Annotated in this window: 19 protein-coding genes; 5 read left to right on the top strand and 14 right to left on the bottom strand. The window is 34.1% G+C overall.

What is annotated here, in order from left to right:
* Nucleotides 1–155 precede the first annotated feature (155 nt).
* Nucleotides 156–884: a GntR family transcriptional regulator gene (locus HLK68_RS05830; protein ID WP_006784489.1), complete on the top strand. Its 729-nt coding sequence runs from the start codon at nt 156–158 to the stop codon at nt 882–884.
* 168 nt (nt 885–1,052) lie between these two features.
* On the opposite strand, the gene HLK68_RS05825 is transcribed toward HLK68_RS05830, so the two are convergent.
* Nucleotides 1,053–1,196, bottom strand: a complete 144-nt coding sequence (locus HLK68_RS05825) for a hypothetical protein (protein ID WP_006784488.1) — start codon at nt 1,194–1,196, stop codon at nt 1,053–1,055.
* An 18-nt stretch (nt 1,197–1,214) separates the two neighbouring features.
* A complete protein-coding gene (locus HLK68_RS05820) occupies nt 1,215–1,394 on the bottom strand; it encodes an SdpI family protein (RefSeq protein ID WP_006784487.1) in 180 nt (59 codons plus the stop codon).
* Nucleotides 1,395–1,627: 233 nt separating this feature from the next.
* On the opposite strand from HLK68_RS05820, the gene HLK68_RS05815 reads away from it, so the two are divergent.
* On the top strand, nt 1,628–3,292 hold the full coding sequence (locus HLK68_RS05815) for a ribonuclease J (RefSeq protein WP_006784486.1): 1,665 nt from the start codon (nt 1,628–1,630) through the stop codon (nt 3,290–3,292).
* A 426-nt stretch (nt 3,293–3,718) separates the two neighbouring features.
* Here the strand turns inward: HLK68_RS05815 and HLK68_RS05810 are convergent, their stop codons facing one another.
* The 5 genes from HLK68_RS05810 to gap form a co-directional block, all read right to left on the bottom strand.
* Nucleotides 3,719–6,517 carry a hypothetical protein gene (locus HLK68_RS05810; RefSeq protein ID WP_006784485.1) on the bottom strand — a complete coding sequence of 933 codons (2,799 nt, stop codon included), beginning with the start codon at nt 6,515–6,517 and terminating at the stop codon, nt 3,719–3,721.
* A gap of 261 nt (nt 6,518–6,778) precedes the next feature.
* Nucleotides 6,779–7,525, bottom strand: a complete 747-nt coding sequence (gene tpiA, locus HLK68_RS05805) for a triose-phosphate isomerase (RefSeq protein ID WP_006784484.1) — start codon at nt 7,523–7,525, stop codon at nt 6,779–6,781.
* Nucleotides 7,526–7,608: 83 nt separating this feature from the next.
* Nucleotides 7,609–8,820 (bottom strand): phosphoglycerate kinase, encoded by a 1,212-nt coding sequence (locus tag HLK68_RS05800; RefSeq protein WP_006784483.1) that lies wholly within the window; start codon nt 8,818–8,820, stop codon nt 7,609–7,611.
* 90 nt (nt 8,821–8,910) lie between these two features.
* Nucleotides 8,911–10,134, bottom strand: a complete 1,224-nt coding sequence (locus tag HLK68_RS05795) for a competence/damage-inducible protein A (protein WP_006784482.1) — start codon at nt 10,132–10,134, stop codon at nt 8,911–8,913.
* Nucleotides 10,135–10,245: 111 nt separating this feature from the next.
* A complete protein-coding gene (gap, locus tag HLK68_RS05790) occupies nt 10,246–11,253 on the bottom strand; it encodes a type I glyceraldehyde-3-phosphate dehydrogenase (protein ID WP_006784481.1) in 1,008 nt (335 codons plus the stop codon).
* Between the two features lie 311 nt (nt 11,254–11,564).
* Between gap and clpP the strand changes: the two genes are divergently transcribed.
* Nucleotides 11,565–12,164: an ATP-dependent Clp endopeptidase proteolytic subunit ClpP gene (gene clpP / locus HLK68_RS05785; RefSeq protein ID WP_006784480.1), complete on the top strand. Its 600-nt coding sequence runs from the start codon at nt 11,565–11,567 to the stop codon at nt 12,162–12,164.
* Nucleotides 12,165–12,301: 137 nt separating this feature from the next.
* Here clpP and HLK68_RS05780 read toward each other — a convergent pair whose 3' ends face one another.
* From HLK68_RS05780 to HLK68_RS05750, 7 genes are all read right to left on the bottom strand, one after another.
* Nucleotides 12,302–13,093 (bottom strand): Cof-type HAD-IIB family hydrolase, encoded by a 792-nt coding sequence (locus tag HLK68_RS05780; RefSeq protein WP_006784479.1) that lies wholly within the window; start codon nt 13,091–13,093, stop codon nt 12,302–12,304.
* 332 nt (nt 13,094–13,425) lie between these two features.
* Nucleotides 13,426–14,637, bottom strand: coding sequence for a D-alanine--D-alanine ligase family protein (locus tag HLK68_RS05775; protein ID WP_006784478.1), 1,212 nt, complete (start codon nt 14,635–14,637; stop codon nt 13,426–13,428).
* Between the two features lie 121 nt (nt 14,638–14,758).
* The gene (locus tag HLK68_RS05770; RefSeq protein ID WP_006784477.1) at nt 14,759–15,361 is read right to left on the bottom strand and encodes an NUDIX hydrolase; all 603 of its coding nucleotides are present in this window, start codon (nt 15,359–15,361) and stop codon (nt 14,759–14,761) included.
* Nucleotides 15,362–16,345: 984 nt separating this feature from the next.
* A complete protein-coding gene (locus HLK68_RS05765; protein WP_006784476.1) occupies nt 16,346–17,977 on the bottom strand; it encodes a UDP-N-acetylmuramoyl-tripeptide--D-alanyl-D-alanine ligase in 1,632 nt (543 codons plus the stop codon).
* Entirely contained in the window at nt 17,977–18,738 is a 762-nt protein-coding gene (locus tag HLK68_RS05760; RefSeq protein ID WP_006784475.1) for an alpha/beta fold hydrolase, read from the bottom strand. Before HLK68_RS05760 ends, HLK68_RS05765 begins: the two co-directional genes overlap by 1 nt.
* 165 nt (nt 18,739–18,903) lie before the next feature.
* Nucleotides 18,904–19,539: an LURP-one-related/scramblase family protein gene (locus HLK68_RS05755; RefSeq protein WP_006784474.1), complete on the bottom strand. Its 636-nt coding sequence runs from the start codon at nt 19,537–19,539 to the stop codon at nt 18,904–18,906.
* Between the two features lie 56 nt (nt 19,540–19,595).
* On the bottom strand, nt 19,596–21,971 hold the full coding sequence (locus HLK68_RS05750; protein WP_238843642.1) for a YfhO family protein: 2,376 nt from the start codon (nt 21,969–21,971) through the stop codon (nt 19,596–19,598).
* Nucleotides 21,972–22,110: 139 nt separating this feature from the next.
* Between HLK68_RS05750 and HLK68_RS05745 the strand changes: the two genes are divergently transcribed.
* Both HLK68_RS05745 and HLK68_RS05740 read left to right on the top strand, forming a co-directional pair.
* On the top strand, nt 22,111–22,800 hold the full coding sequence (locus HLK68_RS05745) for a radical SAM protein (RefSeq protein ID WP_006784472.1): 690 nt from the start codon (nt 22,111–22,113) through the stop codon (nt 22,798–22,800).
* Nucleotides 22,801–22,898: 98 nt separating this feature from the next.
* On the top strand, nt 22,899–23,543 hold the full coding sequence (locus HLK68_RS05740) for a TetR/AcrR family transcriptional regulator (RefSeq protein ID WP_006784471.1): 645 nt from the start codon (nt 22,899–22,901) through the stop codon (nt 23,541–23,543).
* Nucleotides 23,544–23,587: the final 44 nt, after the last annotated feature.

The raw sequence follows: 23,587 nt of genomic DNA, 5'->3' as shown, positions 1-23,587 counted from the left end.
AGTTTATTATTAAACTATTAGTAATCTATTAACAGGAAAAAACATCCATATCTTTTAACTTTAATCATCTAAGCTATTGAAAATACGGCTTAAAAACATTATGATATTATTAAACATGATAACGTTTTTAAAAACAGGAGGAGGCGTTTCATATAATGGTTCTTGATCGCTCAAAAGATTCTAAACCTTTATATTTACAAATAAAAGATATTCTAAAACATAAGATTATCAACAACGAATATGCAGTCGGAAGTACTATTCCATCGGAAAATGAACTAGAAGAAATATTTGGAGTTAGTCGTATGACTATTCGCCAGGCCGTTAATGAATTAGTAAACGAAGGATTATTAAGAAAAGAGCGCGGACGCGGAAAAGGTACAGTCGTTTTATCAAATGCAATCGCGGACAAATTATCAACAGTTAAAAGTTTTACACAAAAAATGCAAGAACAAGGATACATCTTAAAAAATAAACAAATCAACATTTCATTAGTTACTCCAGACCCTGCCGTTGTCGCAGCCTTCAACATTGAACCAACAGATAAAGTATTACGTTTAAGTCGTATTCGTATGGTTAACAACGATATCATCATGTACAGTATCTCATACGTTCCAGGATTTTTAGATCTACCATTTGACGCTGAACTTTACGGATCATTATACCAATTACTATCAACTCAAAACATCCAAATTTCTCATGCAGAAGAATACATCGAAGCCATGCTTGCAGATGAGGAAATCAGTAGAGAACTTGAAATACCACTTAATGCAGCTGTCTTAAAACGTACACGTATCAGTCAAGACCAATACAACCGTAATGTAGAATATACTACAACATACTACCGATCAGATAAATATAAATACGTAGTAGAATTAACAGTTTGATAATAAAGAAAAGCAATAAGGCGCGTTTTTCACACGCTGAAAATGAAAAAGGCACGAATCAATCATCAGATTGAGCAGTGTCTTTGAATTTTACCAGTGTGTTGCGACTGTTGCTAGACAATAAAGAAAAGCAAAAGAGAGTTCATAACAAACTCTCTTTTTTTTAGTTTAATTAATATCATCTTTTAATTTTCTCTCAACAAAATAAATTGGAACTATTAATCCTATCAAATTAATGATGGCATTAATCAATGACAAATTCTCTGCTGCAATCGGAATTAACAGCTTATCTAAAATAATGATAAATAACAATCCTAATCCTACCTTAAGTCATAATCCACCAAAATAACGCTGAGCAAATACCCAAACCTCCTTAGATGCCATAGAACGCTTAGTACGATACCCATAAACCGAATTAATAGTAGTTGGTGGATGCTTTTTAAAGAAATATCCTACAACAATCATCATCACTGGAATTAACAAATCAGTAACCCAAAAGAAAACTTCCATATCCTCGCTCCTTCTTTAGAATCTAATTACGTACACTCTATTACATAAGATTAACCTACATTTAACATAGTCCTAACTCTTTTAAAACAAGCTTAACACACAAATTAGAATCATAATAATGTCGGATTCACCTTCGCAGATTATACCATAATTTTCCTACAAAAACCTAATCGTATAGCTTTCTTTTTTAGATTCATACTAAGTTTAACTATGTAAAAAGAAGGTGACCAAACTTGGAGGAAAATATAAAATTAAAGGTTATTCCACTCGGTGGCTTAGGTGAAATCGGTAAAAACATGACTGCTATTGAATACGATGATGAAATTATTGTAATTGACTGTGGGATTGCCTTCCCCGATGAAGATATGTACGGAGTAGACTTAATCATTCCAGAAATTAATTATCTACTCGAAAACGAAGACAAAGTTAAAGGGCTCTTCATAACTCATGGTCATGAAGATCATATCGGAGCTATCCCATTCATTCTAAAACAACTTAACATGCCAATTTACGGGACGAAACTTACCTTAGGTTTGGTGGAAAATAAAATAAGAGAACATGGATTACTACAAACAACTAAACTTCACGTCGTCAATCCTCGTGATGTTATTGCATTTAATCATTTATCCATTGAATTTATTCGAACAACTCACAGCATAGCAGACGCCTGTTCCCTTGCAATCCATACCCCAGTAGGAATTCTGTTCCACACTGGAGACTTCAAAGTTGATCATACTCCAATTGACAATCAACCAATGGATTTAGAACGCATTTCAGAACTTGCACAAGCCGGAATTCTACTTTTAATGTCAGATAGCACAAACGTCGAACGCAAAGGATACACCATGTCTGAAAAGGCGATTGGCGATACCTTCATGAAACTATTTGATCGTGCAACAGGTCGCATTATTGTCGCTACTTTCGCTTCAAATATCCACCGCATGCAACAAATCATCGATGCATCCCGTGCATTTAATCGAAAAGTAGCCTTCAGCGGACGTAGTATGGAAAACATCTCTAAAGTAGCAATGGAATTAGGATATCTTCACATAGATGACGATATGTTGATTAATATTAATCAGATTAATACAGTACCAGAAAATGAATTGACCTTAATCGTAACTGGTAGTCAAGGAGAACCAATGGGAGCACTTGCCCGTATTGCCTTCTCTACACATCGTCAACTTAAATTACAACCTAATGACCTATTCATCATCTCGGCTTCACCAATTCCAGGTAACGATAAACTCGTTGGCCGTGTCATTAACCAACTCTATAAAAAAGGTGCGGAAGTCATCTATAAAGACTTAGAATCAGTCCATGTTTCAGGACATGCTTGCCAAGAAGAACTAAAACTTATCCTACGTCTTACCCATCCAAAATTCTTTATGCCGGTTCATGGTGAATATCGTCACCTTGTACACCATAAAAATTTAGCCGTCAGTGTTGGAATTCCAAAAGACCATATCAAAGTCTTAGAAACAGGACAAATTCTTGAATTAACAAATAACTCAGCAAAAATCAATGGCCGCGTACGTACAGGAGCCATTCTTGTCGATGGAATTGGTGTTGGAGATGTCGGAAACATCGTCTTAAGAGACCGCAAAATGCTTGCTGAAGGTGGAATGATTATCATCGTTGCCACTATTGATAAACAATCAAAAGAACTCATTAGTGAGCCATACATTCTAACTCGTGGCTTTGTTTATGTCAAAGAAGCAGAAGAACTAATGAACAATATCAAAGAAATCGCTAAAAATGAGCTTCAAATGCTACTCGAAAACGATACAAACGAAATTATGGTCATGAAAACTCGCGTTAAAAAATCATTAGAACGTTATCTATACGAACAAACAAAAAGAAGACCTAGCATCTTCCCAATCATCATGGAAGTTTAAAAAAAGTATCTGCAATTTTTTGCAGATACTTTTTTCTTTTTATATAATTTTAAATCATTTTTAGAAGTTCTGTGGATAAATCAAAATTTTTATATTTATATCTATAATTTTAAATTATTTCCCAGGATATACTCTTTTTTTATATCATTAACACTTCTTTTCAGATTTAAAATAAGACTTTGTTTACATTTACGATTTGTTGTATTTAAATCATTGATACTGTTAAATAAATAGTAAATATGAAATACTGTGACGAACGAAATTTCGCTCGATCAATTTTGATAATATTTTTGAAATAATTATCTTTAATTATCAAAACTTGTCACTTTCGAAAATTAAGTCATATTGTATCAAAAACTATCGATTCCTCTGATGAGGCATTTCCCCTTTCCCGCCCAAAATAAAAATCTCTCAAAAGAGAGATTTTTAAAAATCCTTATTCACATTCACAAAAATTGCAACAACACTTAAAAAGGCTACTGTTCCAATCACAGTCCATTCAATCCATGACTTAGAGTACTCCAACTTTAAAGATTCTAAATCAACCTGAGCTCCATACGCCCCATTACTTACAATCCAAAACTGAAGATTATGTCGTCCTGGAATCTCATTCGTTTGATAAACGGTTTTTAAGGTATCATAAATATCATATGAAAACACGCCTGTCTTATTCGTTGGATATTGAAGATAATATCCTCGTTGATCACCTTCTACATAAACAAGTAATGACCAAAGTTCATCAACATCTTTAACATTAATTGTAAACTTTGGATTTTTCTCTAAATCTACTTCAAAGTAAGACGTCTGAATTCCGCCACTCCCCTCTTTATTTAAATTTTTAACTACTGCACTACCATCATAATAATTCACTTTTCCTAAAGCATTTAGTCTTGCCTGCCAATGTGTAATCTCTTGTGTTGTAAATGCCGTTTTCCAAGCTCGCTCTTTCATTGGCTGTAACCCTTGATTAAATAAACGAACCTTTTTCACATCTATCTCACCATTAGTCTCAAGCTCTAAAGACACTTCATGCTCACCTAATAAATGATAATTCTTAGGATTTAATTGATGTAAAGCATAATTCAAACTCATTTTAATTCTTCCCGCTTCAGTTGAATTCTCAAAAATATAGAACCGTTCTCCTGTCTCCTTCACCTTTAAGAATAAAGACCAAGGCTCTGTAAAATCAGCAATCTCCATCGCAATCATTGGGACCTGACTAAAATCAAGATTAAATGGCTGACTCTCAATTCCACCTCTGACACGAACCTCGCTATCACCATTAATAAACTCCACGCTACCATCATTAACTGGTGTCCAATTAATCAAATTATTTGGAAGTTCATTCAATAAGTAAGGATTCTCATCTTTTTGAATAAAAATGCGAGCATATGCATAATCCTTAAGTCCACTCGAAGTAATAATCTCAGCTTTCATCAAATGATATCCATTTGCCAACTTACTAACATCCACAACATAAGGTTTCGAGTAATTAACATTTTGAAAGATTGCATTCCCATCCATATAAATATTAATATTAGAAACTGCATCGTCCTCCATTGTTTTAATATCTAGATCAAGCGAATAATTATCAGAAATCGGTTCATATTGAGATAACCCTACAAAATTAACAGCTCCTAATACTTTAGCATTTACACTATTTTCAATCTTACGTTGTTCATCATACTTATTTTCACCTTCAGTTACAGGAACCTCAGCCAAAATTACTGCATCGGTCGCATTTATTGTAATACTAGTCTGATCACTAACATTTTTAGTTATAAACTCTTGCGTCATTACATTATATAAGTTGACCGTTCCCTCTGACTGAATCTTGTATTGTACCTCTTGCTTACTATCATAAGGATTAAACAACAAGTACATAGGCAGATTCTTCTCTTCATCCACGTAATAATCATTTGTATTAAGATCTACCTTCAAGATCCCCTCAACATTCGTTTGTTCAATCATTGCCGCCAACAATCCTAAATAAGCCCCACTTAAAATCGATTGTTTTTGATTTTCTGTCTCATTCATCCGTGAAACTCTATCAAATGGAATCACAGTATTATTAGGATAAAATAAATTCAAACTCTGTGTTAGATGTAAAATATAGCGTCCAACCTCAATTGCATAACGTTGATCATATTTTAGCATCGGAACTAACGCTGTTGCTGCAACAATACTAGCAAATGACTCTGGTGTTCCACCATATTCAGTTCTTGAACCAATTAATCCCGTTCCATATTCCCCATTAAACATCCCGTACTCATGACGATAATCACTTTCAGTAAAGAAAAACTCCATATATTTTGCCGTATCAAAATGACCATTTTCCATTGCATTCAAACGTGCCGATAAATAAGGTAAATATAAATAAACTACCTCATATCCCGGATTTCGCTGAAACTCTTCTAAATATTTCATACACTCGGTGGCTGCTTTCATATATTTACGATCTTCAAAACGCTCATACGCAAAATATTGAATCATCGCAACCCCAGCTGCTGCACCTGGTTCTGTCCATTCTCCATTATCATAAGGAACCTTCTGCTTAAAATCATATCCCGTATAAGCAAAATCAACCATTCCCTGACTTCCACCTAAATCCATCACCACATCGTACCAGTTATCTGCTATGCTTCTCAAAATCTGCTCCGAATCAAGTGTTGCCTCATATCGATCCATCAACATAAAATACAGCATTCCAGGATATACCTGTTCCCAAAATGATAGTTCAAGACTACTACCATTCTCATAATTTAAAAGAATCCCCTCACCATTCTCAACATTATAATAAGACTCCACTAACGGTACAAGTTTACTTAAAAACTCCTCACCAATTTCATCTCTACCAATCAAATTTGCAGACAATAAAGCTCCTATTGCCGTAATAGCCTGAGCCTGATTTATATCCTGTTCATCAGAGGTATAAGTCAAAAAACCTAATGACTCACGTCCTGTATTTCGATAACTACGATCAATATAACCATAGTGATACTCATCAAAATTGAATAGCATCCGATTAAAATCCATTGCAACAGCTCGCCAATCCCGATAAGCATAATTTTCAGGAATAAACGGAATGTCACTCGTAGATTGAATATTTTTATTAACACTTTTCACCTTCTGCTCACTAGCCGAAACATTCATATCTCCAATTACTAGAGTCAGAATCAAACTAATAAACACAATAATGACCATTAAAAATTCCTTCAACTTCATCCCAACCACCTCTACAAAAAATCAAAATCTTACACTTATTATTCACGATATCTTGCTTATTATGTAGAAATTAGGCGATTTGAATGATAGCTAAGATAATAAGAATTAGGTTCTAAAAATCTATAGAGAACCAGAAATATACTTTCTACCAAATAAAAATTTCAAAAACAAGGTTATCCACAATTTAATCCATAAAAAAACAGCCATCTTCAAAAGAAAGATGACTGTTTTAAGCATGTGTGTGTGCTTGTTAAATTAATATTAGAATTCCAATAATCCTAAGAATGATTCAACATCTAATGAAGCTCCACCAACTAAAGCTCCATCGATTTCTGGTTGAGCCATTAAACCAGCAATTGTGCTAGGTTTAACTGATCCACCATATTGGATACGGATTGCATCTGCAGCTTCTTGTCCGTGTTCACGAGCAACAACTTTACGGATGTATCCGATAGTTTCATTAGCTTGCTCATCAGTAGCAGTTAATCCAGTTCCGATAGCCCAGATTGGTTCATAAGCGATAACTGTTTCTTTAACTTGCTCTAATGATAATCCTTCTAAAGCGCGAACGATTTGAGAATCTACAACTTGGTTAGTTGTTCCATTTTCACGTTGCTCTAAAGATTCCCCACAGCAAACGATTGGAACTAATCCATTAGCAAATGCTGCATGAGTTTTTTTGTTAACTGTTTCATCAGTTTCATTGAACATTTCACGACGTTCACTGTGACCTAAAATAACATAAGTTACTCCTAAGTCTTTTAACATACCTGGAGCGATTTCTCCAGTGAAAGCTCCATTAGCTTCAAAGTGCATGTTTTGAGCACCAATACGTAAGTTTTCTCCTTGATGTTCAACTAATGAACGTAAGTATAATGCTGGAGCACAGATAGCAGTTTCTACTTTATCTGAGCTTGGTACTTTATCCGCTACAGCTTTGATGAATTCTAATGCTTCATCATAGTTTTTGTTCATTTTCCAGTTTCCTGCGATGATTGGTTTTCTCACAACGTTCACCTCTATATAAATTTTAAGTTTAAATAGGAACTCACAAAAGGTGAATTCCCTATTTAAAGACTAGTTTTTAAAAATTATTTGCATCCGCATCCACAGCATTTGTTGCTTAATGATGCTACACCTGGTAATTCTTTACCTTCTAAATATTCTAAAGAAGCTCCTCCACCTGTTGAGATGTGAGAGAATTTATCAGCGTATCCTAATTGCATTGCAGCAGCAGCTGAATCTCCACCACCGATGATAGTGATAGCTCCTTCTAAGTTAGCGATAGCTTCACATACTCCGATAGTTCCTTTAGCGAAGTTAGACATTTCGAATACACCCATTGGTCCATTCCATACTACAGTTTTAGCATCTTTTAATACATTAGAGAATAACTCAACAGTAGCAGGTCCAACATCTAATCCCATTTCATCGTCAGCTAATTCATCAACTGAAACAACGCGGAATTCAGTATCGTTAGAGAATTCTTTAGCTGCAACTGTATCGATAGGTAAAACTAATTTGTCTCCACCTTTTTCTAATAAAGCTTTTGCTAATTCTAATTTATCTTCTTCACATAAAGATTTACCGATGTTTTTCCCTTGTGCTTTAAGGAATGTGAACATCATACCTCCACCAACTAATACTTTGTCAGCTTTGTCTAATAAGTTTTCGATAACACCGATTTTATCAGATACTTTTGCTCCACCTAAGATAGCAACCATTGGACGTTGTGGTGCATCAACTGCTCCACCGATAAATTCGATTTCTTTTTCTAATAAGAATCCAGCTACTGCTTCTAAGTTAGCAGAGATTCCAACGTTTGATGCATGAGCACGGTGAGCTGTACCGAATGCATCGTTTACGAATACATCTCCTAAAGAAGCCCAGTATTTTCCTAATTCAGCATCGTTTTTAGATTCTTTTTTACCATCTAAATCTTCGAAACGAGTGTTTTCGAACATTAATACTTCACCGTCTTTTAATTCAGCGATAGCAGCTTCTAATTCAGCTCCACGAGTTTGCGGGATGAATTTAACGTCTTGTCCTAATAACTCAGCTAAACGCTCAGCAGCTGGACGTAATGATTTAGACGCTTTATCTTCTTCAGATTTGATTTTCCCTAAGTGAGAGAATAAAATAGCACGTCCACCATTTTCTAAGATGTATTTGATTGTAGGTAATGCAGCTACGATACGATTGTCGTTAGTAATTTTTCCATCTTTCATTGGTACGTTGAAATCAACACGTACAAGGACTTTCTTTCCATTTAACTCAACATCTTTAACAGTTTTTTTGTTCATGTGATGAGTCCTCCTTAAAAAATTTTTTCACAATATTATTTTAACGCTTTTTTACATATAATTCAAACATTACCGTCTGACATCATATTTTTAAAGCGCTTTTAAATGGTAGTGCAACAAATATAAAGATTCTGCGACAGTACGCTGTCTTATTTTTTCGCGATTACCATTAAAAATGTAAGATTTAATAATATTTTTGCCACATACATTAAGTCCGACATAAACTAATCCAACAGGCTTTAACTCTGAACCACCATCTGGTCCTGCAATTCCTGTTACACCTATCGTAACATCAGCACCTGTTAACTCTTTTAAATTATTCGCCATGTCATATGCAATTTCCTCTGAAACTGCTCCATGCTCCATTAAACGATCACGATCAATATGAAGTCGATTCATCTTTGATTCATAACTATACGTCACGATACCCTCTAAGAAAACAGAAGAAACACCCGCTACATTCACAATTTCAGAAGATAGCAATCCACCACTACAACTTTCAGCGGTTGCAATCGTCAACTGCTTTTCTTTTAACAAACGAACCACTTCCGTCGGGAGATCGGTATTCTGATCTCCAATATAGTAATCCGTCATAAGATTTTTAAACTCTTCATCAAACTCACGCAACTCTGTTTCATAACTTTCTGTGGTTGAAACAATATAATCCACATGATCAACCGCACAATAAGGAGCAATATTTAAATGAGGATATTTATCATATAAATATAAAATCATTTCCTCTGCATACGACTCACCAATACCACAAAGGCGATAACTGTTGCTAATTTTACGCTCTTTAATTTCTGTCAAGAAATATGGTGTCACACTTTCATAAAACATTGCCTGAAGCTCAGCTGGAGGTCCTGGCAATAAAAATACAGACTTATTATCTTTTTCTAAAAACAATCCCGGTGCCGTTCCATTATTATTCGTTAAAACAAGCCCTGTTTTAAATTTATAAGCCTGTCTAGCATTATTACTAGGAATCGCTCTATTCGTGCGTTTAAAGTACTCAACAATTCCTTGATAAATCTCTTCATCATACACAAGCGTTTCGTTAAAATACATCGCCACACCATCACGTGATAAATCATCAACTGTTGGTCCAAGACCACCAATTGTCAGCACAATATCCGCATAAGAATAAGCAACGTTAAGTCCTTCCACAATCTCTTCTAATACGTCAGGAACCACTTGTTGGTGAACGATTTTCCCACCTAATTGCTCAACCTCTTTTGCAATAAATGCGCTATTCGTATTAATTGTCTTTCCACAAAGCACTTCATTCCCAATCGCTAAAATCGCAACCTTCATATTTTCACCTCTCATTTTAAAATGACCATCTCTCCTATTTTTATGCACTAATGAAAAAAGCTATCTCCAAAGAGATAGCTTTTTTTACAAAAAAGTTCGCGTTAATTAAAATTATTTAATTAAAGAAGCGAAGTATCCTAAAGTACGGATTAATTGGTTAGTGTAAGACATTTCGTTGTCATACCAAGCAGCAACTTTAACTAATTGCTCTCCGTTAACTTCCATAACTTTTGTTTGAGTAGCATCGAATAATGATCCGTAAGAAATTCCGATTACGTCTGCAGAAACGATTTCATCTTCAGTGTATCCGAATGATTCGTTAGCAGCAGCTTTCATTGCTTCGTTGATTTCAGCAGCAGTTACTTTAGTGTTTAAAGTACATACTAACTCAGTTAATGAACCAGTGATTACTGGAACACGTTGAGCTCCACCGTCTAATTTTCCTTGTAATTCAGGAATTACTAAACCGATAGCTTTAGCAGCTCCAGTTGAGTTAGGAACGATTGATGCAGCAGCTGCACGTCCACGACGTAAGTCACCTTTTCCGTGAGGAGCATCTAATGTATTTTGGTCATTAGTGTAAGCATGGATTGTAGTCATGAATCCTTTTTGTACACCGTATTTATCGTTTAATACTTTAGCCATTGGAGCTAAACAGTTAGTTGTACAAGAAGCTCCTGAGATAACTGTTTCAGTTCCGTCTAAAATATCTTGGTTTACGTTGTAAACTACAGTTTTGATATCTCCTGTAGCTGGTGCAGAGATAACTACTTTTTTAGCTCCTGCTTGTAAGTGTAATCCAGCTTTTTCTTGAGAAGTGAAGAATCCAGTACATTCTAATACTACATCTACTCCTAATTCTCCCCAAGGTAAGTCTGCAGGGTTACGCTCAGCAGTAACTTTGATTTCTTTACCGTTAACTACGAAAGCTCCGTCTTTAACTTCGATTTCTCCGTTGAAACGACCTTGAGCTGAATCGTATTTGAATAAGTGAGCTAATGTTTTAGCATCAGTTAAGTCGTTGATTGCAACAACTTCAAATTCATTGTTTTCGATCATTAAACGTAAAGCTAAGCGTCCGATACGCCCGAATCCATTAATCGCTACTTTAACAGCCATGTGAAGATTCCTCCTAGAATATAATAAATATGTTATTTGTCACAACCCGTGTAACCGAGTACACATATATATTGTGAAAAATTACTACATTTTTATTCTAACAATTTGTACCATGATAATCAAGTTTTAAACTACTGTAAGCGTTTATAATTAGTTGACTAACAAAAATAAACATAAGAAATTTCCATAAAAATGAATATATTACCTTCAACTATATTAAAATAGAGTATACCGGACTCAACGCTATATTTTTTTGTTGAACTGTGGTAAAATGTGCTATATAAATTTTTTATAAAAAGAGGGGTGGCCTTATGAGTTATTTAGTACCAACAGTCATTGAACAAACAGCTCATGGTGAGCGTGCATACGATATTTATTCTCGCTTATTAAAAGATCGTATCATCATGTTAAGTGGGGAAATTAATGACCACACAGCTAACATTGTTGTTGCTCAACTTTTATTTTTAGCAGCAGAAGATCCAGACAAAGATATTAATATCTATATCAACAGTCCTGGTGGATCAGTAACAGCAGGTCTAGCTATTTTTGATACAATGAACTATATTAAATGTGATGTTTCAACTATCTGTGTTGGAATGGCCGCTTCAATGGGTGCCTTCTTATTAACAGCTGGTACTAAAGGAAAACGTTATGTTTTACCAAATAGTGAAGTCATGATTCACCAACCACTTGGTGGAGCACAAGGTCAAGCTACAGAAATTGCGATTGCTGCAAAACACATCTTAAAAACTCGTGATCGTTTAAATAAAATCTTAGCTGAACAAACAGGTCAACCATTAGAAAAAATCGAACAAGATACAGAACGTGATAACTTCATGTCTGCTGATGAAGCAGTAGCTTATGGACTTGTAGACCAAGTTGTAACTCGTCCAACTGACGTTACAAAATAATTTTTAAAGTGAGGAAAATAACCTCACTTTTTTTATTTATTATTTTCTGCTAATTACGACAAAAAATACGAATAAAACGGATTTTTCTCATCTTCTGATAAAAAAAAGATGTGATTATGTCACATCTTATCTAATATTTAGACCACAAATTTTTCAATTCCGAAAGCCACTCCATCATTATGAACTGTTTCTGTTACTTGGTGTGCATACTTCTTCACCTCATCAGATGCATTTCCCATAGCAATACCGCATCCAACTGTTGATAACATTTCAATATCATTCTTACCATCACCAAATGCATAACTATTTTCAATTGGAATATTTAAATGTTGTAATGCTTTAATAATTCCAGTTGCCTTCGTATTCTTTTTTGAATATAGCTCGCAAACACCAAAATCAATACTGCTCACATGATCATACTCATCATGTCCTGCTAATAATTCTAGGCAAGCTTGATAAATTTCGTCAGTCATACATAACATCTCAATCTTGTGAATATCAACTTCATCTAACGAATAATTACTTTCAAAAAGGTCATTTAAAATACCCACACGATCATAAAACTCATAAAACTCTTTATGAGTTTCTTTTAAATAGGATTGTTTTTCTCCCTCTAAAATATACTGTACATTCATTGCCTCAAGCTTCGACGTAAATTCTTTAACAAATTCTTTATCAAGAGGTTCACTATGTAACAACTCATCCTTAACCACAACATGAGCACCATTAGCTAAAATAAAACCATCAAAACCGAAATTTAAAATTGCCTGGCTTAAAAAAGCATAAGGTCTTCCCGTTGCAATAAAAACATAATGTCCATTTTCCTGTAAAGAACGAATCGCAGACTGAACATTCGGTCTAATTTCTTTAATTCCGTCCTTAGCTTCAATTAAAGTACCATCAATATCAAAAAATATCGCCTTTTTCACAGCTCTGTCCCCCTTTTTTGTAACTATTATCATTTTAACCTTTTAATTTTAAGTTAACAATGTTAGATTTTCAATAAAATAAATAACTTCTCATATATAACCATCAATATTTCTTCTATTTTTAGAGTTCAGTTGCTAAACCTTTTTGCTATTAGGACATCTTATAATTCAGAGCCTCCCCAACAAAGGTAGTATTAAATCATGACGTCCCTATGTTAGGTTTTCCATGTATGAAAAACTCATCAGAACTTATATATTTTTTACAAACCTATTCAACTATTTGATATATAAAAAGGAGCTCATCAAATGATAGCTCCTTTTTATATATTTAATTAGGCTTTTGTTCCTTTTGCCCCTTTTGTTCCAGATCCTTGTAATGCTAAAACGTTTGAGTCGAATGAGAATGTTAAGTTTTCACGTTCACGTTGACGTTTTAAAGCTAATTCAACAAGACTTGTCATTAAACCTGTAAAGTCACGGTCTGTTTTTTCCCATAAGTAGAATGATAATGATCCTGGGATTGTATTGATTTCATTTACATAAACATTATTGTTTTCAGCATTAATTAAGAAGTCAATACGAGCAACCCCTGCACTACCAAGTACACGGAATGTTTGTAATGCAAGATCTTGAACATATTTAGTTCCTTCATCTGTCAAACGAGCAGGAATAATACGGTTAGTACTTGCCATACCTTGTGATTTAGTTCCTCCGGTTTTAGCACCTTTAGAACCTCCACCACCTTCATATTTATCTTTATAACTTAAAAACTCATCAGATCCCATTACTTCTTCTAGTACAGAAGCTTTGGCACCAGAGAAATCTCCAATTACTGAGCAGTTAACTTCAACTAATTGAGTTACCATTTCTTCAACGATAAATTTATTATCGTAGCTAATTGCTTCTGTAATAGCTTCTTCTAATGATGCACGGTCTTTCGCTTTTGAAATCCCAACACTTGATCCAAGACTAGCTGGTTTAACCATTAATGGATAAGATAATTTAGATTCAATCGCATCTAAACATGCCTCTGGATTCGCAAACCAATCAGAAGAATAATACCAAACATAATTTGTGATAGGTAATCCTGAATCACGTAAAATATTTTTCATGAACACTTTATCTTGTCCAACGGCCGCTGCAGCAACATCACATCCAGAGTAAGGAATTCCGTTTAATTCGAAGAATCCTTGTAGGGCACCGTCTTCACCATTTGTTCCGTGAATAACTGGAATTGCTACATCGATTGTATTTAAAATATTATTTCCAAATAATTTACTTGGATAACGTTCAACTTGGATTTTACCTTTGTTAGCTACAATGGTAATACGTTGACATTTTTTGAACAATTCGTCCATATTTTTATATTCTTTCACGTCGAATAACGCTTCACCTGTATACCATTCACGCTTTTTTGATAAGTAAACTGGTACTACATCGTATTTCTCTTTATCGATAGCATGCATTGCTTGATTAGCAGAAATAATTGAGATTTCGTGCTCTACCGATTCACCACCAAAGAACACACCAACTTTTAACTTCATGAGGAAGCCCCCTTTTAATTTAAGTTTAGTATCTATTGTAAAGTATACCGTAATTTACAGTAAAAACATACGTCTATTTTATCAATAAATGACTATCATTATAAATCTTTTTTTGTGTAAATTACTCAAAATATGTTTCTAATTGTTCAGCATAAACTTTATATGCCTTTTTAATTTCTTCAATTGAATTTTTTCTTGATAAGACCGGTAAATTATCTAATTCAAACCATGCTACTTCGGAAGTTTCATGATTACATTTTGCCTCACCTGAAACGACATTGCCCTGGAAATAAAGACAATAAACATCATAGATAGACTTTTGTGTATAATTTCTTCTATCGAATACAGCTAATAATTTAGGGCATTCAATAACGTATCCTGATTCCTCGAATGTTTCCTTAATTGCAGTTTGTTTGGGTGTACAATCAATATCACACCAACCACCCGGTAATGACCATTCACCACTATCCTTTTCCTTGACTAGCAACACTTTACCATCTTTTAAAACCATTGCTCTAACTGCAGGTTGCGGTGTTGGATAATGATAATCTTTATATAAGTCACATTCTGCCTTAGGTAATCCCGTATATGAATGTAACATTTCAAGACTTAACTCTTTTAATTCGTTGTAGTTATCAATTGCGTAGGGATCTGTTGAAAAGGATAAGCCAATTTGTGAAATAGATTGAACTTTTTTAATAAACTCTAATACTTTATCGCTCATCGTTGTTTTCTCCCTTTTTAACGTTATTTCTACTTAGCACATCATTTCTGAATCTTTGTTAGTAAATCTAGGTTCGGACAGCAATCTCTCTATAAAGTCTACTAATGCCTAGAAACTCAAAGGACAAGTCACTGTCATTCGAAACGACTTTTACAAGCAGTTCCTGCTCGATTCAGCCTTTTAGATGGTTCTAATTGCGATCTTGCGAAATTTAGACCATCTTATCCTGTGAATTTAATTATTCTTTTCGAACTCTATGAGAATTAGAATAATTTTTCTCAGGGTTATTCAATCCAGCTTCCATCGAGCAATTCGTCTATGAAATTCAATAAAGTCTTCATGGTCATAAACCGACCATTACGCTTTCCTTTCATTTCTACGTCGAATTAACCGCTCGATTCAGCCTTTTAGATGGTTCTAATTGAGCTCTTGCGAAATTTAGACCATCTTATCCTGTGAATTTAATTATTCTTTTCGAACTCTATGAGAATTAGAATAATTTTTCTCAGGGTTATTCAATCCAGCTTCCATCGAGCAATTCGTCTATGAAATTCAATAAAGTCTTCATGGTCATAAACCGACCATTACGCTTTCCTTTCATTTCTACGTCGAATTAACCGCTCGATTCAGCCTTTTAGATGGTTCTAATTGAGCTCTTGCGAAATTTAGACCATCTTATCCTGTGAATTTAATTATTCTTTTCGAACTCTATGAGAATTAGAATAATTTTTCTCAGGGTTATTCAATCCAGCTTCATCGAGCAATTCGTCTATGAAATTCAATAAAGTCTTCATGGTCATAAACCGACCATTACGCTTTCTTTTCATTTCTACGTCGAATTAACCGCTCGATTCAGTCTTTTATTCAATCTAGCTTCGAGGTGCAGAAGCTCTATAAAGTTCCACTCCCATATTAACTCAAAGAGCGAGTTAATAGTGAGTGGAACTTTTACGATCTTCTAAACGCACCTCTCAGCCTTTTATATTACTCTGCAAATAGTTCCGGTAGGTCATTTTCTAGTAATACGAAGGCACCTGGTTCCACGACTTCGTGCATTTTGGCAAAGGCATCTTGTAGGTTTTCTGCTACGTAGATTGTTTCTGTTGGGTATTCAACTTCCATTAATCCAGCATAGATTGGTTCTGTTTGTTTTTTTCCAACTAGAATGACATAATCACAGTTATCTTTCATGTATGTCCCAAATGCTTTGTTTAAATCATATTGAGCTGTACCTAAATCGACCATACCTGGTGTGATAACGATTCGTTTCCCATTCATTTGTCCTAATACTTCAAGTGCCATTTTAGATCCTACTGGATTTGAGTTGAAAGCATCATCGATAATTGTAAAGTTACCGTTACGACGTAGTTCTAAACGGTGAGTGACAGGTTTCATTTTACGAACTGCCATTTGCATTTTCTCAACTGGAATTCCTAACTCATACCCTAACCCAATACTTGCTAACGTATTATAAATATTATGCAATCCTAAAAGTTTTGTTTGGAATGTTTCAACACGTCCATCTTTAAAGTGAACATTGAATGTTGTTCCTTTTTCGCTGACTTCAATATCACTTGCACGATAATCTGCTTCACGTTCAATCCCATACGTATAAACTTTACACTTACCTTGGAATTTATTTTCATAGTAATCACGAATATTTTCATCATCAATATTAATAAATCCAATTCCGTCTTCAGGCAAATACTCAATCAACTCAAACTTTGTTTGTTTAACATTATCAATTGTTTTAAATGTTTCTAAATGTTGCGGTCCAACCGATGTTAAAACACCGTACTTAGGATAAGCAATTTCACATAACTCATTAATTTCACCAACTTTATAAGCTCCCATCTCAGCAATAAACTTACTATGAATTGGCTTCAAGAAGTTACGAATCGTAATCGTAATCCCCATCGGGGTATTATAGCTTTCAGGCGTCATTAATGTGTTAAACTGCTCTGATAAAATCGCATTCAATGCATGCTTCGTACTCGTTTTACCATAACTTCCGGTTACTCCGATTACATCTAAATCTTTCGAAGACTTCACAATGCGACGTGCATCATTAATAAATCCTAAACGAATCTGCGTCTCTAATGGCTTATTTAACTTATTTGCAAACAACACAATCATATACGCAAATAAATTGAATGTTAATACCCATCCAGGCAACTGAAGTAACAGGTTAAGTGGGACAAAGGCCATTGCAACACCAGAGATTGCTAGCATTACTAAGACTGCCGTTCCAATTAAGCGCCAAACACGTGCCGTAATTTTTAACGGTAACTTTGATTCTTTTGACTTAAAACTTGTTAAATTAGATAAAAATGCCCCAATAGCCGTAATTATTAAAAGTGGAATTGTAATCGTCATAAACGATAAAGGCATCAATAAACTTAAAACAATAACTACCCAATAGGCAATAACAAATACAGATAAAACAGTCGGGAACGAATTCAATCGATGCCCTGCTATCCAATTCGTAAAACGATCATTCATATAATGACACTGTTGTAACATTTGTAAGGCGTGTTTCATTCGCCCCCATAAAGTAAAACATAAAATGATAGAAAGTACCGCTAAAAGCCCCATGATTATATAAGGTAATGCCATTACTTCTCACCTCTTTCTTCTTGTAAGAACACGTCAATCACGCGTAAAAATTGACCTAAACAGTCTAGATATGAATAATGACCAGCGCCCTCAAACACAACCAGTCCCGCTCCAGGAATTTTTTTCTCCATAATTTTAGCATCGCTCAAAGGCGTCGCATCATCTTTATCTCCCCATACTAATAAAGTTGGCACTTTAATAGAAGGCATTAAATGCTGTAAATCTTCATTCACAACCTTACTCATAATCTGACGCATCACAGGTGATGCGTTTTTATAATCCGATGAACCGGCATTCGCCATCATCTGTTCTTTATAAGCACTTAAACCTGGTAAACTCAAAACCTTTTTACCTAATTTATAGCTATAAACACGAGCATAATAATCAATACCACGTTTTGGTTTAATTCCAGCACTATCAATTAACACTAATTTATTTAACTCATTTTGGCGCCCAGCATAAATAATTCCAACACGCCCACCAAATGAATGGCCAAAAATAGTTGGATTTTTAATATCTAACTGCTTTACAAACTTCTCAACCATGTCAGCATAATCATAAACTGACCAAATAGTTTTCGGTTCTTCACTTCGACCGAAACCAGGAAAGTCTAACGTATAAACTTTAAATTCTTTTTTTAATGGTTCGATAATCGGTCGAAATGCTTCAACCTTCTGCCCCCATCCATGCAATAAAAGAAGAGGATGCCCTTCCCCTTCAACTTCATAATAAACATTTAAATCATCTATCTTAATGAACATCGTCCATCATCTCCTAAACTATAGTCTTTACTATTATATGACAATCGTCCATAAAATTTAAGGGTCTAACATAAAAAAACTAACTTTTACAATTAATGCCTAAAAACTCTTTTCAATATTGGCAAATAATCAATAAAAATGAGATGAAATCCTAAAAATCTCATCTCATTTTTCATCTTCTGCTTCTTTTATCGCATCTAATATAGAAGTCAGAAAAATACTTTGCTCAACAGGTACTACATTCGTGTCGTAAATTGTAATTTCATATGTTGTTTTAAATAGTGAGAATTTTTTCTTTATTTTATACAATTCATTCCCACTTTTGTCTTCGATAATATATTCAGGAAAGATTCTAAACATCTTTTGTTTTGAAATAGCTATTTCTTTTCGATTTTCATCATAAAAATGAAATGTTTTTCCCCATCTAAAGAAATCCTCAATTACTTCTTCACCAATAAATCCAACTGTCTCATTACTACTATTATAAACCTGTGCTAATCGATTTAAACGAATGTTCCAACGTTTAATTTGTTGTTCTGAGCCATAAACGTCTCCATTTAAATCAGATAAAACAAGTCGTTCACCAAATAAATTAAAATAAAGTCCCTCAACCTTTCCTACTTTGTTCCCATCCACATAAACCTTATACGATTTATTCAGTGAAAACCAACTCTGCTTCACTTCAATCATATGTGATTGTTCCAAAGTAGTGAGTAAATCTTCTGCATGAACTTCTAAAATACCACCAATAAAAACGAGGCATGCTAACATAAACGCACTTAACACCCTTAACCTTCTCATCTCATCACCTACCTTGTCTTAGTATATGACTTATTGCTACAAAAAATTGCCTCAAATTATTTCGAGGCAATTTTCTTTTTATCTTCGTAATACTTATAGAAGCACCCTAAAATAATCAGTGCTGTAATACTAGAAATTGAGAATCCGATATCAAAACCAGGCGATTTATATTCAAGTGTAATTTCATATTGACCTGCACTCGGAATTTCAATTCCAATAAATCCGCCATTTACATTATGTACTTCTAATAATTCCCCATCTCCATAAGCTTTCCATCCTTCGTCATAAGGAATCGAATAAGAAAGCAGTGTTGGACTTAATGCCACATAATCATGAGAAATTCCATTTTGGGTATAGGTTACATTCTTAACGCCTTTATTTTGTCTGGTCTGAGCCGCTTGATAATATTGAATCTCACCTAGATAGCTTGGAAGAGTACTCAAATCATAAGCCTCAAGACGATATGTTAAAGCCAAATGTTCTACCTGTTCCTTATTTAAAATCATACAATTCAAGAAAACATATTGTTTTTGTTCACGACTTAACTTTTCAAAATCTGTATCCAATACATAGGTATTCATACTTGAGGCTACTGGGACAAAATAATTATTCTTGTATATCGTAATCCCTTCAATACGATCATAATACTCATACCCTGGCAAAGAGGCTTCGTAATCTGGCGTAAAATAATACTTCGCTGATAACGCAGTCGTAATCATATAATCCGTAGCTGAAATAGATAAGCCATTTGTTACATTTTCATTTAACATCCAAGAAAACTCATCGTCTCCCAAAAGCGCCTTATTTCCAATCGAGAAGCCATTATAACCTCGATAAATCGGTTCATTATACTGCGTCTCATAACTATTAATAATGCGATAAAACTCCGGATCAATGGTCTGAATATAGTCTGCTACCGCATAAGTTTCATTCACAATATAATCATTATCCTGTACATACTCCACAACGGCATTCGATTTCTGACTATTCGTTTCAAAATACATATATGCCGTAAATAGACACTCAAGCATCAAAATAACAAAGATAACCTTCCCTCTTAACTGATGCTCTTCCTTTACAATCTCATCTAAAATAAAACAATACAAAGAAATCAATAAATTCATTAATAAAAAAATCATTAAGTACGGCGTAATAGCGATTAATTGAGAGAAAACAGCCTCAGTTGTAAAATTCGTGAATCCTTGATTATTGAAACTATACTCATAAACAAAAATAAACACTAATACCAGTAATAATAGAAATTTATATCCATATTTCGTTTTCTTTAATAACTTTAAATCCAATTTATGCGTATCATTTAATACATAAGCCACTAATAATGAGTTAAATAAAATTAACAGTATCGATAATACATTCATATTTAAAGTTGCCAGTGACGTTACATTAACAAGTTGCATCGACTGCGTCAAAAATACAATCAAAAGTAACCCTATGTAACTTAAAATCGTGAGCCTGCGAGCTCCCTTACTAATCAATTTCACAAACTGTGGGGCTAGTAAAACAACTAGAACAGACTGATATAACGATAAATAATGAGAATGATTAATAAAATTAGCCACCCCCTTATAATTTTCATGAAGAGGTGGGAATAATCCTTGAACCGCTAAAGCTAATACAGATGATAACGTCAATCCATTTTGCAATTCAATTTGAACCGTATTTGAAGCCATCACCAGCGGTAAAATAAAGACCATATTGACTCCGATAATAATAAAGATAGACAAAATAAAATTTTTGATATCTTTATACAAATTATCTTTCTGTGAATGATGCATGACATAAATTCGAATTAAGATATAAATGAATAAGAACGGTAAGAACAATAATAAAAATGTAAAATGAGAGATTAATAACAATGTAAATGTAGCAACAAAGTACCGCTTCTTACCCGACGCGAGCATTTTCTCGGCGCCATATAAAACTAGTGGAACAAAAACAAGCAAGTCAATCGTAATAAACTCATTTAAATTAGTTAAATACCAGCCATTAAAAATAAAGAGCAAACTAGCAATGGTCGTCGTATGAAGTGAAAACCACTTCGTTTCCTTCATATACAAATATAAAGCCCCCGCTGCTAAGCACGTCTTTAAAAATAGCAATGGAAAATATAAAAACGACAAATTACTAGTTGAAAACAACATCGTAATCAAAAAGAATGGGTTATATATCGAATAAACATTCTGAGCTCCTAAAAAATTTCCACCAAGGAAAAAGTTCCAGGACCACATCGGCATCTGTCCCTGAAGTAATAAATCATGTGAATTCGTATAAATCGTCAAATAATTTTCAACAAACTGCCCTGATATAGCATAAATAAAATTACCTGAAAAAATGAAACCAAAGAAAATAATTACAAAGATAATACAAATATAAGTAAAAGTTTTTCTCAACACTTCTGATTTTGTTAACATATCATCCCACCCAAGCTCAATTGAATACATTCATTTTACCACAAAAACATCCGACGTTTACCAAAAAATAACTATAAAATTAAGACACATTACGAGTCATCGTATAAGCACTATGATATACTTAAAAAAGGTGATATAAATGGAAAGATACAATATAATAACGGAAAAATTTCCTCGTGAAATAGTCCTTTTAAAAAGTCGACCTTGTGCCTATGGAAAATGTGCATTTTGTGACTATATCGGAGATAATTCTACAAACGTCGAAGAAATGAACACGCTAAACAAGGAAGTTCTCTCAAACGTTAAAGGTCTATATGATACATTTGAGGTCATTAATTCAGGTAACATATTCGACCTTCCAAAAGAAACATTAAATATGATTAAACAAACAATCGATGAACACGAATTCAAAAAACTTTTTGCAGAAGCACATTGGATTTACCGAGAGCATCTTCATAAAATGCGTCAACGATTTGAAATTGATATGATGTTCAAAACAGGAGTTGAATCTTTTGACTACGATTTCAGGGAAAAAGTCTTAAAAAAAGGAGCACCTTTTAAAAGTGTTGATGAACTTAAGCAATACTTTGATTCGGCATGCATCATGGTTGGTGTGCAAGGACAAACAAAGGACATGATAAAAAGAGATATCGATATTGTCTTAAATCAATTCGATCATGCAACGGTTAACGTCTACTGTGAAAACACAACTATCATCAAACCAGACCCAAAATTAAAAGAATGGTTCCTTGATGAATATAAATGGTTAGACGATGTAAAACACTTGGAAGTTCTTTGGAATAATACTGACTTTGGAGTCGGAGACTAAGACAGCGTTACGCTGTCTTTTGTAATTTATTTTAGGTATTGATATCTTTTAACAAAAAAAGTATACTAATAGTATACTAAATAGAAAGGTTGTATAAAATGGGCGGACCAAATAAAAAAGAAGCCATAGCGGCCCTTCATCGTCAAACAATATTAGATGCTGCAGAACAAGTCTTTTATGAAAAAGGATTCTATGCAACGACGATTGAAGACTTATCAAAAGCTTCATCTTATAGTCGTCGAACAATTTACACCTATTTCGAAAACAAAGAAGATATTTTATACAACATCGTTTTAAAGGGATTAACCTCACTTAATCAGGATTTAACTGACGTCTTGAATATTGAAGGAGATTTTTTAACAAAGTACTACGCGATTTGTAAAGCAATGACCACTTATTATCAAACATACCCTTATTCATTCGATTCCGTTAATACAATGAAAAACTCAGATATCAACCTAAGTGAAATTCCCCCTACTTTAATGCAAATCTTTGCAAGCGGAACTGAAACGAATCAACTTCTTGAGAACTTCTTAAAACAAGGACAGGAAGACGGAATCATTCAAAAAAATGTAAATCCACAACAAGCTGTTTATATTCTATGGGCTAACCTTTCATCTCTAATCACACTTACTCATAACAAAGGTGAATTTATCTCCTCAGAATTAAACATAACAGTTGAACAATTTTTACAAAATGGATTCACACAAATCATCAATTCTATTTTAGAGGTACGCCTCTAAATGTTTCAGTGACCTAAAAACGGACTTTATTTAGTTTTGAAAGA

The organism is Turicibacter sanguinis, from assembly GCF_013046825.1.
Classification (GTDB): domain Bacteria; phylum Bacillota_I; class Bacilli_A; order MOL361; family Turicibacteraceae; genus Turicibacter; species Turicibacter sanguinis.
Note: the sequence above shows the minus strand (reverse complement) of the source record. Positions and strands in the feature narration are given on the sequence as shown.

Coding starts and splice junctions, on each gene's coding strand:
- HLK68_RS05830 (WP_006784489.1), top strand. CDS start 156: ATGGTTCTTGATCGCTCAAAAGATTCTAAACCTTTATATTTACAAATA.
- HLK68_RS05820 (WP_006784487.1), bottom strand. CDS start 1,394: ATGGAAGTTTTCTTTTGGGTTACTGATTTGTTAATTCCAGTGATGATG.
- HLK68_RS05810 (WP_006784485.1), bottom strand. CDS start 6,517: ATGAAGTTGAAGGAATTTTTAATGGTCATTATTGTGTTTATTAGTTTG.
- HLK68_RS05800 (WP_006784483.1), bottom strand. CDS start 8,820: ATGAACAAAAAAACTGTTAAAGATGTTGAGTTAAATGGAAAGAAAGTC.
- HLK68_RS05795 (WP_006784482.1), bottom strand. CDS start 10,134: ATGAAGGTTGCGATTTTAGCGATTGGGAATGAAGTGCTTTGTGGAAAG.
- gap (WP_006784481.1), bottom strand. CDS start 11,253: ATGGCTGTTAAAGTAGCGATTAATGGATTCGGGCGTATCGGACGCTTA.
- clpP (WP_006784480.1), top strand. CDS start 11,565: ATGAGTTATTTAGTACCAACAGTCATTGAACAAACAGCTCATGGTGAG.
- HLK68_RS05775 (WP_006784478.1), bottom strand. CDS start 14,637: ATGAAGTTAAAAGTTGGTGTGTTCTTTGGTGGTGAATCGGTAGAGCAC.
- HLK68_RS05770 (WP_006784477.1), bottom strand. CDS start 15,361: ATGAGCGATAAAGTATTAGAGTTTATTAAAAAAGTTCAATCTATTTCA.
- HLK68_RS05765 (WP_006784476.1), bottom strand. CDS start 17,977: ATGGCATTACCTTATATAATCATGGGGCTTTTAGCGGTACTTTCTATC.
- HLK68_RS05760 (WP_006784475.1), bottom strand. CDS start 18,738: ATGTTCATTAAGATAGATGATTTAAATGTTTATTATGAAGTTGAAGGG.
- HLK68_RS05755 (WP_006784474.1), bottom strand. CDS start 19,539: ATGAGAAGGTTAAGGGTGTTAAGTGCGTTTATGTTAGCATGCCTCGTT.
- HLK68_RS05750 (WP_238843642.1), bottom strand. CDS start 21,971: ATGTTAACAAAATCAGAAGTGTTGAGAAAAACTTTTACTTATATTTGT.
- HLK68_RS05745 (WP_006784472.1), top strand. CDS start 22,111: ATGGAAAGATACAATATAATAACGGAAAAATTTCCTCGTGAAATAGTC.
- HLK68_RS05740 (WP_006784471.1), top strand. CDS start 22,899: ATGGGCGGACCAAATAAAAAAGAAGCCATAGCGGCCCTTCATCGTCAA.